The sequence below is a fragment of the Rhizobacter sp. P3_C12 genome (assembly GCF_056402735.1).
Window position 1 is genome coordinate 1 of record NZ_JBFUGW010000160.1, and the last position, 14,957, is coordinate 14,957.

The window sequence follows — 14,957 nt, forward strand, 5'->3', positions numbered from 1 at the left end:
CGCTTCTTCCAATCAGCAAATTGTTCGCAAGTCTCGTCAGCAAGCATGGCTGTTCTTCTCAAGGGGCGACCGTATCGTACTTCCCATGGAAACACCGGAGAAGCAAAAGAAGATGGTGAGTCATCCGGCACCATGCGCTCTTGGCGTAGGTCATATTGCATCTTTGGAGCAAGCCGCACCGAACGCGACGCATCTTCTATCAAATTGGAGTTCTCTGAAATGCTCGGTGTCCTCGTAAGAAGCGAGTGAAATACCACCTTTGTCGCAGAGATAAATCTTCGAATCGGGGTGCGCCATCAATATGGGTGGGTGAGTGGCGATGATGAACTGAGAGTGATTAAGGATCAAGTCATGAATTCGTTTCAGAACAGCAAGCTGTCGCTGTGGCGATAGGGCCGCCTCAGGCTCATCAAGAATATATATTCCTTGACCACCGAACCGCTCCGTCATGAGTGCCAAGAATGACTCACCATGTGATTGCTCGTGTAGAGAGCGGCCGCCATAGGGATCAATAACAGGTGGGCCGGGCGCTGGCTCTGCATCGAGGTTTTCGATTTCCGTTGCCACGTTGAAGAAGCTCTCCGCTCGCAGGAAAAATCCATCTCTAGGTCGTCGCACGCCCTTAGCGATGCGAAGGAATTCGTGAAGTTCCGAGTGTGAACGCCTTGTACCGAAGCGAAAACTCTTGGTGCCACCTTCTGCATTGAATCCGAGGTTGACAGCAATACCTTTGAGTAGTGTCGATTTCCCCGAACCGTTCTCGCCTACGAAATAGGTGACCTTGGGGTGAAGGTCAATGTTGTCGAGAGATTGAATGGCTGGAAGGGAAAATGGATACCGATCGAATGACTCAACTTTCTCGCATCGTAAGGTGATCCGGCTGACGTACTGAGATGAAATCGCGATAGGTATACTTGGTCATGTCTATTTTCTCTCGGCGCCAATCATCTTGAATAGAACGAGCGCCTCCGCATCAGTCAATGTTTTCTGATACTGCCCTGACGGCCCATAATAATTTATAGTGTTTGGCCACAAATCAAGCGTAGATGATTTCCCGTCTTTCTGGTCAATGGCAATAAGAATGCGCGGCGAGTAGGTCACCATACTTCTCGACCAACCAGAGCGATGCTCAAAGAGCCATCCCGATAGCGCGTGAACTTGCTGACTATTTAATTCGATCTTCGGCCCGGGTGATCCGCCAGAGAATTCGACATATGAGGCTGAAGATATTTCAGGCGCCTCAAAGTTGCAGCCATACAAGGTGCCAACGAAGATAGCAATGAATACGCATTTGTAAATATATCTCATGATGATTAGATGTTAACATGCATCTATCTCGGGACTACCGCCAACTCTGACCGTCCCCTGGCACATACGGGCTGAGGCCGCCATATCTTCTCTGCAGCTGCTTCCAGACAGCCTGCGAGAAATCCCTACATGTGTTTCCAACCAGAGAGTACCGTCCAATGGATCCGAGCAACGAATTAAAGTAATCGATGATTTCTGTGTCTTGTTCCGGACTAGTTGATTGAAGTGTGGGGACAACAAGCGGTCCGGCGGCAGATGTGTCCACATACACCTCACCTTTGCAATTCATTAGGCAGCCCTCCTCCGCGACACCAAAACTGATGCAGGCTCGCCCTCCAGTATATTTTCCAACACAAATACTTTGGTGAAACGGATGCCCACCTTCCCCAGGAACGGATCCTTCGATCCAATAATCTTTCCCCAAGGGATCCACATATTTGAGCGGGTTTGATCCAGCATACCCGTAGGTATTGATACCTCCCGCAAGCCCGATGAGGTCAGATTGCGCATAGCGTCCAAGCCCGGCGTCGTAGTTGCGGAAGTAGTTATACCAAAGCCCACTCTCCGCATCCGCGTATTGCCCGGGGAAGCGCAGGTTCTGTGTGAAGACGCCAAGCCCACTCGGATTGACCTCCGGCGCGGTCGTGCCGAACGGCTCGGCGAACCACTGCCAGCGGGTCACGTTGCTCATGTCGACGACGATTCGCGGTGCGTTCAGGTGATCCGCGTGGATGTAGAACATCAGGGGTGCTCCACTCGGGTTCGCCGGGTCCGGCATGAACATCGCCACCGGGATGTCGTCGAGCCACACGTATTCGCGCAGCGCTTGTCCCGCTTGGTCGTACTCCCCGAGCAACTCGCCGCTGAGCCCGTACACGAAGATGACCGTGCTGCCCGGCCCCGCGCTCGTCACCTTGCGGACGCGCCGCTTGTCGGCGTCGTAGGTGTAGGTGCCAGTGACGCCGGCCTTCGTGATGCTCGCCAGCGATCCGCTCAGGCCGTAGGTCCCCGTGTAATTCGGGCTGTCGGTGGTCGTGTTCCCCGCGTTGTCATAGCCGAAGCTTCTCGCCGGGTTCGTGATGCTCGTGAGCCGGTTGCTTGTCGCCTCGGTGGTGTAGAGGCTCGGGCTGCCGTTCAGGCTTGTGCCGGTGCGGTTGCCGTTGGCGTCATACGTGATCGACCAACTGCTCGCAACCGTCGTCACGTGCGTGATCCGATCGTTCTCGTCGTAGCCGAAGCTCTGGTCCAGCGCCGGCTGCGGGATGCCGTCATTGGCGCTCAGGTGCGTGAAGCTGACGATGCGATCGGCCGCGTCGTAGGTCACGTCGCGGAAGACGTTGCCCAGCCGGTAGCGCGTGACGCGGCCGCTGAGATCGTAGAAGCGCTCGTGCGGTGTCGTCCCGCTGGCCATGTTCCAGTTCCAACTGCTTGCGGGGCCGAACGGCTCCCACTTGATGTCGCTGAGCAGCGGTGCCGGCGTGCCGTTCGCGTCCTGGGCCAGACCGATCGCGGTCACGTTGCGGCTGGTGTAGCTGCGCACGACCGTGCGGCCCGACGGGTAGGTGATGCTGGTCAGGCGGCCGAGCGTGTAGCCGTAGCGGGTGGTGCTGACGATGGTCGCGCTGTTCGCCCCGGTGGCTGGACTCACCGACTGCACCGCCTCGGTGACCCGCCCCCGCGGGTCGTACTTGAAGCGCGACCAGCCGTTCGGGTGATCGCTGCGGCTGAGTCGGCCGACGCTGTACGCGTAGTCCGGCCCCTTCAGGCTGTAGGTCCAGCTGACCGCTAAGCTGGGCTGGCCGCTCTGGCTGTAGACCAGTTGCGTCAACCGATCGGCTCCGTCATAGGAGTACGTTTCCAGCACGCCGCGGCTATCGGTACGCGTCGTCAGGTTGCCAATCTCGTTGTAGGTCTGGCTGGCCGTGCCGGTGTCCGGGCTGATCAGCTGGATCGCGTTGCCGAAGCCGTCGCGCGGGTACTGCGTGACGAGGTTCCTCGGGTCGGTGACCTTGGTGGTTCGATCTCCGCCGTCGTACTCGAAGCTCGTCTTGCCGCTCTTCGGATCGGTGTGGTCCTTCACCCGGTACAGCGGGTCGTAGCTGAGCTTGGTCTCCAGGTTCAGGCCTCCTGGATCTCGGATGATCTTGGTGCGGTTGCCCTGAGCGTCGTATTCGTACGCCGTCACCGGGGCCGGCGAGACCGGCGGCGGTGGCAGCCCTTGCGCTCGCACGATGGCCGCGACGAACAGGACGGTGGCGCCGATCAACGGCTTCATCGTGGTTCTCATGCTCACTCCCCCCGCCCCGTGTTGCGCTGCGCGCGGCCCAGCGCGTCCATCACACGCGCCACGTTCCGCTTCAAGCTGCCGGTCGGGTCCTTGACCGTCAGGTCGGTCGAGTTGCCGGCGGTGTCGAGCGCGTACTCGATGCGGTTGCCGCTGTCGTCCGCCACCGCCTTCTGCCGGTGGGCGTCGTCGTACTCGTAGGCGATCCAGCTGCCGTCGTGCTGGGTCACCCGGGTGAGCTGGCCGACCGGGTCGTAGGTGTACGTGGTCGTCTCACCGCCCGTCGTCGTGGTCAGCAAGTGCTGACGCAGGTCGTAGGTGTTCACGGTGACCACGCCATCGGAGTCGGTGCTCTGCAGCACCTGGCCGGCCTTGTTGTAGCGCTCATAGGTGATCGTTTCGCTGGCACCATTGGTGGTCGACTGCAGGTCGCCCTTCGTGTGATCAGCGTTCGTGTCGGCAAAGTAGGTGGAGCTCGTCGTCACCGTGACGCTGCCTCGTGTACTCCTGGTCGTCAGCACCTGCCCGGACTCGTTGTAGGTCCAGGTGGACAAGCGCGTGATGGCACCGGCCTGCAGCGTGGCCCCGAACCCGAGGTGGCCATCCGCATCGGGCGTCGCCTGCACCGCCTGCTTGCACAGCACCGCGATCGGCTTGCCGTCCGGCAACAGCGCCGTCCCCGGCTCGCAGCTCGCGAGGGCATTGCCGTTGAACGGATCGGGCTGGCCGTTGTAGACGTTGGTCGTGATCTGCCCCGGCTCGGCCAGCCTCGTCTGCAGCGGCCAATCCGGGTGCCATTCGGTGCTCGTCTTGCGGCTCAGCGCGGGCAGGCTCGCGCTGGCTTGCACCACCGCCTCGCAGCTCTGCGCCTGCGCCAAGCCTTCCACCGCCGTCAGCACCAACCCACGCTGCAGGTCGTTCGAGAAGCAGCTCCTGGTGCCGTTGAAATCGTCGCGCCGGCTCAGGTTGCCGCTTGCATCGAACGCCTGGCTGCTTGTGCTCGCCGAGCACCCCGCGCCGGCCGGCTGGCTGCGCCCGGTGAGATACGGCTTGCCGTTGATCTCGGTGGTGCTGATCTCGCTCACGGCCCCCTCGGGCCCGGTCACGCTCAGGCCTGTGGGAGCCACCCAGTTGTGATCGCGCCAGATCACGTTGAGCGAGGCATCGTAGGTCTGGGTGATGCGCCAGCTTGGCGCCGTCACGTAGCTGGCGCTGTGGCGGTACGCACCGCCGGCCCATTGCGTGTCGATCGCGCGTCCCTCGGCGTCGTAGCCGTAGGTGGCCAGGCGAGCTGCGCCCTCATCGACGATGCCGGTCACCGCCCACGGCAGGTCGCCGCGCTCGTACAGGTACTGCCGGGTCTTGCCGTCCGGCGTGGTGATGCCGCTCAGGTTGCCCGCGGCATCGAACGCGATGAGGGTGGTGCCGGCATCGCTCGTGATCTGGCGGATGCGCGGCACGCCCGCGCCCGCGGGCTGCTCGTACTGGAACTGCACGCCGCGCCCGTTGTGGTCCGTCACCGTGAGCAGCAGGTCCGCCTGCGGCGCGATGCTCGCCGGCGTGCTCGCGTCGCTATAGGTGTAGGTCAGGCGATTGCCATCGATGGCGGCCACGCTCAGTAAGCGGCCGGCGCTGTCGTAGGTCTCTTCGGTGCGGGCGGCCATGTCGAGGTAGCGCCAGCCGTCCGCGATCGGCAGCAGCCGGTCGGTGATGTCGGCATCGGGCGTGTAGTTGCCCGCGGCATCGCGCCGGAAGCTGATCCAGCTGCCGTCCCCGCGCGAGACCTGCAGGCCGCGCACCACGTTGCCGGAGTCGAGCTGCAGGGCAGCGCGCTTGTGCAGGTTGGTGGACCACAGCCGGCCGAACGAGGGCGAGGCGAGCGCCGAGAAAAGCAGCCGGCCATCGTTGCTTGGCTGGTTCGCGCGGGTGTCGTACACGGCCATCAGTCGCCGGCCGCCGATCGGGGCCATGCCCAGGTCTTCCGTCAGGCCCTTGGCACCGGTGATCGGGTAGATCGGCTTGCCTTGCCTCAGCACAGGCGCGCAGCTGCGCGGGGTGCCGTGGTAGCGGTCGATCAACGCGGCACTGTCGGTCTCGAAGGTGCCGCCCAGGATGTTCTCCTCGCGGTACACGCCGCTGGGCGGCCAGTGCGACTCCACGACCTGCTTCATTCGAAACGTCCTGGCGATCGGGTCATCGTCCAGATACGTGCAGGTGCGCATCGTGTACTGGTCGGGCGACGAGATAGCGTTTGAACAGACGGTTCCGTTCCACTGCGACAGCCGCTGGACCAGGTCGGCCACGGCCGCGGGAACCGATGCGAACCAGGGCTCGAAGGCGGTGGTGTAGTGCGCCCGATACCGCGGGACGCTCTGTGGCGGTGCCGCGAGGCTCTGGCCGGCTGCCTGCGCGAGCAGCAGCGTCAGTACCGTGCAGCGCGCATGGCGCGACGCAACTCCGCAGCGCACTGCGGCTCTCTTGCTCTTCACAGGCAACTCCTCCTCGGTCGACGGGTACGTGCCGCGTCGCTTGTTCTCTTGAGGAACTGCTTCTTGAGTGACTGCTCAAGCGCGCGGCCGGCGGATTACACGCGAAAGCCGGGGAGGCAACAAGACGTGTCCGGCATCGAAGGCAGCACCGGGGCGCGCAGTTGACAGTTGTTTGCCTTTGCGTGCTTACAGCCAGCCGCCGAAAATCGTGACTTCTTGCCGTCGAATTTTCAGACGCCTCAACCGGGACCGTGACATCGATCACTAGACTTGTACGACAAGTGGACGCCATTCCACACCAACAAGGGAATTCGAATGCACGCATGGAAGAGTCTGCTGGCGATCGTCGCCAGCCTGGTGGCGCTTGCGCCGGCACAAGGCCAGATCCGCATCGGCCAGACCGCCGGCTTCACCGGCCCGGTCGCAGCCGGGGTGCGCGACATGACGGCCGGCGCCGCCCTCTACTTCGACACGATCAATGCCCGCGGCGGCATCGACGGCCAGCGCCTCGAGCTGGTGTCGCTCGACGACCAGTTCCAGCCGCCGCTCGCCGCGAAGAACGCGAAGACGCTGGCGGCCGATCCGAAGGTGGTCGCGCTGTTCCTCAGCCGTGGCACGCCGCAGACGCAGGCGATGCTGCCGGTGCTGGAGCAGTCGAAGATCGCGCTGGTCGCGCCGCTCACCGGCGCCGCCGTGCTGCGCAAGCCTGTGCAGCCCTATGTGTTCAACGTGCGCGCCTCGTCGTCGCGCGAAGCCCAGCGCGCGATCGAGCACCTGATGAGCGTCGGCGTGAGCCGCATCGCCGTCGTGTACCCGGAGGATTCGTCGGGGCTCGATGCGATGGCCGGTGCGCGCGCCGGCTTCGAGGCCGGCCACATCACGCCGGTGTTCGCCGGCCAGTTCAACCAGCAGAAGCCCGAGTTCGGGCCGACGGTCGATGCGCTGAAGAAGGTCGAGCCGCAGGCGATCCTGTTCGTCGGCTCGGCGCAGGCCGTGGCCGGCGGCACCGCGCTGATCCGCGCGGCAGGGCTGCAGTCGCAGATCGTCACGCTGTCGAACAACGCCTCGAAGGGCTTCATCGACCTGATGGCGTCCAACGCGCACGGCACGATCATCGCGCAGGTGTTCCCGAACGAGCGGGCCATTGCGTCGCCGCTGATCAAGGAGGTGCTCGAGTTCGCGAAGGCAGCGCACGTGGAGAACATCACACCAGCGCTCGTCGAGGGTTTTGCCGACGCGAAGGTGCTGGTCGAGGCGATCCGCCGCGCCGGCCGTGCGCCGAACCGCACGTCGGTGCTGACGGCGCTGAATGGCATGTCGGCCTACGACCTCGGCGGCATGCGCATCAACTACAGCCCGGCCGACCACACCGGGCTCGATTTCGTCGACCTGTCGATCGTCGACGCGAGCGGGCGGCTGCGCCGCTGACGCGGTCTGCTCAGCGCCGCAGGATCATCTCGCCTTCATACGGCACGAAGCCGAGCGCGCGGTACAGCGGCGCGCCGTCACTCGACGCCGCCAGGTTGAACACGCGGATGCCTCGCGCATCGCACGAGGCCATCACCCGCTCGAGCAAGGTGCGGGCAAGGCCCTGGCGGCGGTGCGCCGTCTCGGTGAACACGTTGACGAGGCGCGCCCGGGTGCCACTGGGCTCGCCGCGTATCGGCCCCCAGTCGAGCAGCACGGCGCCGGCCCCGGCGATCGGCTGGCCGGCCAGCTCGGCGACGAAGCCGACATAGGTGCCACGCTCGATGCGCGGCGCAAGCCAATGGACATAGGCATCGATGTCGGATTGCGGCTCGCCGCGGTGGTAGCGGTGCGCTGCGATCCGGGCTGCATCGCCAGGACGGGTCTCCCGGATCGTCCAGCTTCGTTCAGGGGCGGTCATGCAGTGGCCTTCTTCGTGGCAGGCTTCGGGCGGCACACACGCGCCGCGATCTTCAGGAACTCCCGGGCGGCCGGTGAGGCCTGCCGCAAGCTGCGCACCGCCAGGCCGATCTGCCGGCGGGCGACCGGCCGCAGCGGTCGCGCCACGATGCCCGGGTAGTGCGTCTCGAGCCGCTCGGGCAGGGCGTGCTCGGCGACGATGGAAACGCCTTCGCCGCGGTCGACCATCGACAGGATCGTGATCATCTGCGAGACGCGGTAGCGGATGTCGGGGTGCAGGCCCAGCGCGCTGAATCGGCTCTCGACCAGCGAGGAGCTGCCTGCCTGCGTCAGGATGAAGGGCAGGCCGATCAGATCGGCCGGCGCGATGCTGCGCGCCTTCGACAGCGGATGGGCCGCGGGCACCAGCGCCATCAGCTCGTCGACCAGCAGCGGCGTGGTATCGAAGCGCTCGTCGGGCAGCACCACGAAGCCGACGTCGACGCGGCCTTCGAGGATCCAGCGCGCCACCGCGCTGTCTTCGCCTTCGTCGACGTAGACCTCGATGCCCGGAAAGCCGCTGCGGAACGCGGCCAGGATGCCGGGCAGCAGCCGCACCGACGAGGTCGGCCCGAACGAGCCGATGCGCAGCACGCCCTGGCTCAGCCCGCCCACCGCGGCGGCTTCCTGCTTCAGGGCCTCGGCCAGGTTCAGGATTTCGCGGGCGCGCAGCAGCACCTGCTGGCCGATCTCGGTCGGCTTCAGCGCCGTCGGATGCCGCGAGATCAGCGAGACGCGCAGTTCGTTCTCGAGCGCCTTCAGCGCATGCGAGGCGGCCGACTGGCCGATCCCGAGGCGCGAGGCCGCGGCGGTGAAGCCGCCGAGCTCGGCGACGAGCGCGAAGATTTCCAGTTGGGTGAACGTCATGGGAGCGTCATGAGAGGGTCGTGGTCGGCCGTGCGCAAGGTATGAGCGTTCGCTCATTTGACCATGACATCCCATGAAACCTAGCATTCGGCGCCGAACCACGATCCACCGCCTCCATGACCGCCACCATCGCCGCTTCGCCCCCGTGGGGCCAACCGAACCTCGGCATCGTCTACGCCAAGCTCGTGATGGTTGCGCTGTTCTGGGGCGGCACCTTCATCGCCGGCAAGGAACTCGCGCAGGCGATGCCGCCGGCCGTGGCGGCCGTGTTGCGCTTCGGCGTCGCGGTGTTGCTGTTGCTGCCGCTGGCCTGGCGTTCGGCCGGGGGCCTGACGCGGCTGAGCTGGCGCCAATGCGTGGCCACCGCGGGCCTCGGGCTCACCGGCATCTTTCTCTACAGCCTGTGCTTCTTCTCGGCGCTGGCGCGCATGCCGGCCGGCCGCACCGCGCTGTTCGTCGCGCTGAACCCGGTCGTGACGGCGGTGGCTGCCAGCCTCGTGTTCCGCGAGCGCCTGCGGCCGCTGCAGTGGTGGGGCATCGCGTTGGCGCTGACCGGCGCCGTCGTCGTGATCACGCGCGGCAGCCCGTTGGCGGCGTTGCACGACATCAGCCGATCGATCGGCAACGGCGAGCTGCTGATGTTCGGCGCGGTGCTGAGCTGGGCCGCCTACACGGTGATCGGCCGCATCGCGTTCGCCGGGCTGAGCCCGCTGGTCGCGACGACCTGGGCCGCGCTGTGGGGCCTGTCGTTCCTGCTGCTCGGATCGGCCGGTGAACTGGCCGATGTCGCATGGCGGCAGGTGGCGTGGCCCGTCTGGGCGGCCGTCGTCTACCTCGGCGCATTCGGCACGGTGCTCGGCTTCGTCTGGTATGGCGAAGGCGTGAAGGCCATCGGCCCGTCGCGCACGGTGGTGTTCAACAACCTGGTGCCGGTGTTCGGCGTCGCGCTCGCGGCGCTGCTGCTCGGCGAATCCATCACCGCGTCGATGGTGATCGGCGGTACGCTCAGCGTGCTCGGCGTGATGCTGACCAACCGCAGGCCGTGACGCGGCAGAGAAACAGGAGATCGAATCGTGCAGGAACTCATCGCCCTCGTGGGCATCGTCGCCGCGCTGTCCGTCGGCGTCGTCAGCCCGGGGCCCAGTTTCGTGATGGTGGCGCGCATGTCCGTCGCCGGCTCGCGCTCGCAGGGCGTCGCGGCGGCCCTCGGCATGGGCCTCGGCGGCATGGCGTTCGCCACGATGGCCTTGCTCGGGCTGCAGACCGTGCTGATGGCGGTGCCCACGCTGTATTTCGCGCTGAAGCTCGGCGGCGGGCTCTACCTCTGCTACCTCGGCTTCCTGATCTTCCGGGGCGCGCGCGAACCGCTGACGCTGCAGTCCGGCGGCGCGGACGAGCCCCGGCAGTTCGGGCGCTCGCTGTGGCGCGGGCTGGCCACCCAGCTCAGCAACCCGAAGACGGCGATCGTCTACGGCAGCGTGTTCGCGGCCTTCCTGCCGCACAGCTATTCGGCCGGCTTCGGCATCGCGCTCGTCGCCGCGGTGTTCGCCGTCGAAGCCAGCTGGTACGCGTTCGTCGCGCTGCTGCTGTCATCGCAGGGGCCGCGCAAGGTCTACCTCGGCTGCAAGACCTGGGTCGACCGCACCGCGGGGGCGGTGCTGTTCGGGCTGGGCATCCGGCTGATCGCGACGGCGCCCGACGCCTGACTCCCTACAGCCCCGGTTGCGGGATCTCGACGTGGAATGCCGGATCCCCATTGGCCGGCGAGAAGAAGCGCGAGACCTCGCGCCGTTCCTTGGCCCGGTCCAGCGCCGCGAGAAAGCGGCTCGGCTTCGCGATCGACGACGGGGCGATGTCGATCACGTTGAGCATCGACGGATCGGCGCAATGCCGGCTCACCGTGCCAGGGCCGAGCGCGTTGATCCTGCTTTCCATCGCATCGAGGATGACCGTGCGGCCGTGGCCCAGCGGCTTCAGGCGCTGGTACTCGTGGATCACCTGCTGGCCGGGCTCGGCATAGAGCCGCAGCTGCTTCTCGATGGTGGTCGCCTCGATGTTGTTGTACATCGCGTTGGCCTGGCGTTTCGGCGTGCGCACTGTGCTGGTGATGGTGCACGACGCGAGGCCGGCTTCGTCGAGCACCCGCTTGAGCACCTGGCGCGAGAGCTCGCTGACGACGGAAGCGTCGGCGCTGGGGACGAAATTGATGCTGGCCATGGTGCGCAGCTTGCCCGGTTCGCGCGCTGCCGGCTTCCTCCAGGTTGAGGATTCCGCGGGTGCCGACGCCACGCCGCGAGCTCACGCCTCCAGCATCATTCTTCGTCGACGTCGTCCTGTGCCGGGCGGACGGCCTTGATGCGGTCGACCTCGAACGCGACGAGGCTGCCGTTGCCCGATCCATCCACCATGCCGAATCCGGACTTCTGGAGGTCGAACCGCTTCACGAGGATGCGCTTGGGCAGCTGGCTGCCGTGGAGCGCTCGGGTGTTGCCGGGGCCRCTGTAGAGCTCGAATCCGAAGGATCCCTGCTCGAATCGTGTGCCGTCCAAGGTCATCCCCTCTCCGATGACACTGATCGTGTCTTCGACATTTCCGTTGAAGTTGTTCTGGATGAAGATCTTGACGGTTTCGGATTCGAAGGTGTGCCCGTTGACCTGCATGCGCATGGACTGGGGAATCCCGTAATACATGGCACTGCTGGTTTCGCGGGGCTTCGGGGGCGGGCCTTCCATGTAGATGGAATCGGTGTCATAGGCAAACGTTCCGGTCACCTTCGCGCCCGTGAGTGCGAGGGGCAGGCTCTGGGTGACCGTGCCGGTGAACTTGAACGTGATGACCTCGGCATGCGCGGCCGCTGCGAGGGACAGGAACGCCAATGCGGCTAGTTTTGCTTTCAAAGTCATTGAGACTCCTCCTTGATTGGGCGGCCAGCTTAGGGCGGGTGCCAGGGTTCTGAAACCCTCTCAAGGGGGTTGGAGGAAGGCGGACTTGCCTTGCTGTGCACTGGTCCCGCCGACAGGAATCGAACCTGTATTTGCCGCTTAGGAGGCGGCCGTTCTATCCATTGAACTACGGCGAGCGGGGGTGGATTCTAGCGTTGATTTTTCGCCTCTCTCCTCTGAGAGAGTCATCGCATATCATCGGTTTCAACAACCTCAGTGATACGCGGTGATACGTCGTATCACTCGCTCAAGTCTCGATGGCAAGCATCATAAAAGTGGGTGAGGGATGGCGCGCGTTGATTCGCCGCAAAGGTCATCCATCGTACTGCAAGACCTTCAAAACGAAGGCCCAGGCAGATGTCTGGGCACGCCAGGTCGAGGGCGACATTGATCGTGGCAAGGCTCCCTCTGCCACGTCTGTCATGGGCCGCACCTTGCTGCTGCGTGACGTGATCTCTGCTTATCGGGATCTGCGTGATCGGTCGAGACCCATTCCAGACACGAGCAACGAGCACTACATGCTGAAGTACTTGGTCGAAGGGCTGGGCGAGCTCGACGCCATGGTGATGACGCCGAAGGATCTGGTGGGGTACTGCCAGATGCGCCGGGATGAAGGCGCGGGGCCGTACACGTGCAACATGGAGATCAGCAAGCTCGGGACCGCGATGCGGTATGCGGGCGTGGGCCTCAAGGTGATGTTGCCCGACGTGGCGGCTGCTGCGCGTCCGCTGCTGAAGCACCTCGCGCTCATTGGCGGCGGTGGCAAGCGTGAGCGCCGGCCGACCGAGGACGAGCTGGTGCAGATCATCGCGCACCTCGCGGAGGTCCGCGGCCAGATCTTTGCCGACGTGGTGCGATTTGCCGTCGCGACCGCGATGCGACGGGGCGAGATCTCGCGCCTGCAGTGGGATGACGTGGATCGGAAGCGAAAGCTCGTGCTGGTGCGCGACCGCAAAGATCCACGGAAGAAGGAAGGCAACGACCAGTGGGTGCCGCTGCTGGGGGACGCGTGGACGATCCTGAATGCTCAGCCGCAGGTTGATGGCGAGACGCGGATCTTCCCGATCGGCGAGTCAACCGTCAGCAAGTACTTCACCGAGGCCTGCAGGGTGCTGAGCATTCCGGATCTGCACTTCCACGACCTGCGGCACGAGGGGACGAGCCGGCTCTTCGAGGAAGGCTTCGAGATCCAGCAGGTTGCGCTCGTGACGGGCCACAAGGATTGGCGGCACCTGCGGCGCTACACCAATCTGCGGCCCGAGGACTTGCACACCGCGGTCATCGACTCAACGCGGTCGCGGAAGCAATCGACCGGGTCAGGTGTCGCGTAGATCCAGTCTGCGGGACATTCGACGGCGCCGACCGCTTCGGGCTGGTTGCGGACGGTCAGAGCCCGTCGCCCGAGCGACCGCTCTGACGGAGAGGAGACCTTCGTTCCGTGGCGAAAGGATGTGCTCAGTGTCGGCCGCGTGGGCGGTGGCAACAGCGACGGGGACTCACGTGGTCGAATGGCTGCTGTCGTGAGCAGCGAAGGGCGGACATCGACCCAATGCTGCCATAGCGTAGCGACCATTCGGCGTCTGAAAGCGGTCGTAGATCAGGCGAGTTGCCTCTACCTTGTACCTGCCTTAGGCCAACCGATATGTGCAGCGCGACGAAGACTGGCTTTCACAACCTGGCGATGAAAAGGAGCGATGACCAATATGTAGGCCCGGCCCAAGAGGTTGTGGCAGTGGACGACGGTTGAGACAGTCAACTGGCCACCAAGCGGTGGAGACAAGTCCGGGGTGCGGAGTACTGAGAGTCTGAAATCGAGGTGCTTGTCGTCCTCGCCCAAGACAATCTCGGTTTCGCTTCTGCTGTAGACCTTGAAGATGCCGATGCGGTCAGCGTTGGCTTCGCCGGAGAGAGTCGCAAGGTGTTTGGCGGTCTTCAGACCAAAGCACGCGACGATTGCGTCTCGGAGGTTGGTGAGCCATCCGATCCACGGTGGCTGCTGTGAAATAAGGAATCGCCAAAGGACATCTGGGTCGCTTGAGGTGCCAAAGGGCAGTTGAATCGTAAATGCGTCTGCGAGATTCGTCGATTCATAAACTGTAGCGACGGCAGACTGCGCGGGGAGAGCAACCGGCTTTACCTGCATGAGTTCGCTTGGCATGAATGGCACTCCTGAAGCATCAGTGCGCAGGCTTGGATGGCCCGGCGAAGACCTTGACCACCTCATACATCCCGGGGTCGAACTTTGCTATGGCGAGTGCCTCTTCCACGTATGGTGAAGCGCCTGGGTTTGAACGCATCGATTGATAGTGCTGGTAGTGCTCCTCGCTCTTCCACTGCGCGTACATCGTGACCCTTGTCCCATCGACACTTCGATGAAGCGCCGCCGAGACGAACCCTGGCACATCACGAACGGACGTATCGGTAGCGCGTGCGAGTATGTCAATCAGTTTCTGTTGATTCGATGGTTCGACCGTGAATACGTTGATGAGCGTAACGACACCTGAGTTCTCCGCAATCGTAGTCATCAAAAGTCTCCAGCGTCTGAGAGAGAAGTCGCTCCTGATCCTCACTTTTTGTGCGCATCAGGACGAAGACACTCGCGGGCAACCCAAAAGCCGACACCGGATATGGACTGCTTCTGGCCGACTGTGCCCGTTCGCGTCGTGGCCGGCAAGCGGTCGCTGAGCAGCATCACCACGCCGGCCGATGGCCGCTTGTGGGCGGCGCGCCGAACATACACTGTCGGCCACGAGCTGTCGGTCGCGAAGGGCGGCTTTCGGGTAGGCTGCGGCGCTTGGATACGGACCACCCGGACATGCCTCTACTTCAATCTGCTTGATGAGACCGAGACCTAGTTTGCCGCCGCGCGAGCGACTGCGATTGTTGCCATCAAGGGCTGCGTTCCGGCATCCGCTTTCGCAGGTTCRCTACTTCAAACCTCAGGCAGATGCCAAATGACTGGATCGGACTCACGCACACACGTCGAGCTCAGCAAGCAATCCGCGGTGCGCGAGGATCTGTACCCAGACCTTGAGGGGCACGGTCTTCCCGCACTGCTACAGCGCGGACTGGAGCGCATTGGTTCGGCACTGACTGTGGACCGACGGGATGACCTTCCCCAAGGTTTTCCCGCGTTCGCTC

Annotated in this window: 13 protein-coding genes and 1 tRNA gene; 4 read left to right on the forward strand and 10 right to left on the reverse strand. The window is 64.0% G+C overall.

Going from position 1 to position 14,957, the window contains the following annotated elements; genetic code table 11:
* Window positions 1-150: 150 nt before the first annotated feature.
* From AC1DXV_RS21875 to AC1DXV_RS21885, 3 genes are all read right to left on the reverse strand, one after another.
* Window positions 151-900, reverse strand: a complete 750-nt coding sequence (locus AC1DXV_RS21875) for an AAA family ATPase (protein WP_477867630.1) — start codon at window positions 898-900, stop codon at window positions 151-153.
* Between the two features lie 442 nt (window positions 901-1,342).
* The gene (locus tag AC1DXV_RS21880) at window positions 1,343-3,583 is read right to left on the reverse strand and encodes an RHS repeat-associated core domain-containing protein (RefSeq protein ID WP_477935511.1); all 2,241 of its coding nucleotides are present in this window, start codon (window positions 3,581-3,583) and stop codon (window positions 1,343-1,345) included.
* A 14-nt stretch (window positions 3,584-3,597) separates the two neighbouring features.
* On the reverse strand, window positions 3,598-6,081 hold the full coding sequence (locus AC1DXV_RS21885; protein ID WP_477867272.1) for an RHS repeat domain-containing protein: 2,484 nt from the start codon (window positions 6,079-6,081) through the stop codon (window positions 3,598-3,600).
* Window positions 6,082-6,396: 315 nt separating this feature from the next.
* Between AC1DXV_RS21885 and AC1DXV_RS21890 the strand changes: the two genes are divergently transcribed.
* Complete coding sequence (locus AC1DXV_RS21890) at window positions 6,397-7,509, forward strand: ABC transporter substrate-binding protein (protein ID WP_477935513.1); 1,113 nt, start codon at window positions 6,397-6,399, stop codon at window positions 7,507-7,509.
* 10 nt (window positions 7,510-7,519) lie between these two features.
* Here the strand turns inward: AC1DXV_RS21890 and AC1DXV_RS21895 are convergent, their stop codons facing one another.
* Both AC1DXV_RS21895 and AC1DXV_RS21900 read right to left on the reverse strand, forming a co-directional pair.
* A complete protein-coding gene (locus tag AC1DXV_RS21895; RefSeq protein WP_477867276.1) occupies window positions 7,520-7,969 on the reverse strand; it encodes a GNAT family N-acetyltransferase in 450 nt (149 codons plus the stop codon).
* Entirely contained in the window at window positions 7,966-8,874 is a 909-nt protein-coding gene (locus AC1DXV_RS21900) for a LysR family transcriptional regulator (protein ID WP_477867278.1), read from the reverse strand. The genes AC1DXV_RS21895 and AC1DXV_RS21900 overlap by 4 nt, the downstream gene beginning before the upstream one ends.
* A 116-nt stretch (window positions 8,875-8,990) precedes the next feature.
* On the opposite strand from AC1DXV_RS21900, the gene AC1DXV_RS21905 reads away from it, so the two are divergent.
* Both AC1DXV_RS21905 and AC1DXV_RS21910 read left to right on the forward strand, forming a co-directional pair.
* A complete protein-coding gene (locus AC1DXV_RS21905) occupies window positions 8,991-9,920 on the forward strand; it encodes a DMT family transporter (protein WP_477867280.1) in 930 nt (309 codons plus the stop codon).
* 27 nt (window positions 9,921-9,947) lie between these two features.
* Entirely contained in the window at window positions 9,948-10,580 is a 633-nt protein-coding gene (locus AC1DXV_RS21910) for a LysE family translocator (protein ID WP_477935515.1), read from the forward strand.
* A 4-nt stretch (window positions 10,581-10,584) separates the two neighbouring features.
* Here AC1DXV_RS21910 and AC1DXV_RS21915 read toward each other — a convergent pair whose 3' ends face one another.
* The 3 genes from AC1DXV_RS21915 to AC1DXV_RS21925 all read right to left on the reverse strand — a co-directional run bounded on the left by AC1DXV_RS21915 (window position 10,585) and on the right by AC1DXV_RS21925 (window position 11,953).
* A complete protein-coding gene (locus tag AC1DXV_RS21915) occupies window positions 10,585-11,091 on the reverse strand; it encodes a hypothetical protein (protein ID WP_477869898.1) in 507 nt (168 codons plus the stop codon).
* Between the two features lie 95 nt (window positions 11,092-11,186).
* Entirely contained in the window at window positions 11,187-11,777 is a 591-nt protein-coding gene (locus AC1DXV_RS21920; RefSeq protein ID WP_477869900.1) for a hypothetical protein, read from the reverse strand.
* A gap of 101 nt (window positions 11,778-11,878) precedes the next feature.
* Window positions 11,879-11,953, reverse strand: a tRNA-Arg gene (locus AC1DXV_RS21925).
* A gap of 120 nt (window positions 11,954-12,073) precedes the next feature.
* On the opposite strand from AC1DXV_RS21925, the gene AC1DXV_RS21930 reads away from it, so the two are divergent.
* Window positions 12,074-13,147 (forward strand): site-specific integrase, encoded by a 1,074-nt coding sequence (locus AC1DXV_RS21930; RefSeq protein ID WP_477869902.1) that lies wholly within the window; start codon window positions 12,074-12,076, stop codon window positions 13,145-13,147.
* Between the two features lie 281 nt (window positions 13,148-13,428).
* Here the strand turns inward: AC1DXV_RS21930 and AC1DXV_RS21935 are convergent, their stop codons facing one another.
* The gene (locus tag AC1DXV_RS21935) at window positions 13,429-13,974 is read right to left on the reverse strand and encodes a DUF2867 domain-containing protein (protein WP_477869904.1); all 546 of its coding nucleotides are present in this window, start codon (window positions 13,972-13,974) and stop codon (window positions 13,429-13,431) included.
* Window positions 13,975-13,993: 19 nt separating this feature from the next.
* Window positions 13,994-14,341, reverse strand: a complete 348-nt coding sequence (locus tag AC1DXV_RS21940; protein WP_477869906.1) for an antibiotic biosynthesis monooxygenase family protein — start codon at window positions 14,339-14,341, stop codon at window positions 13,994-13,996.
* Window positions 14,342-14,957: the final 616 nt, after the last annotated feature.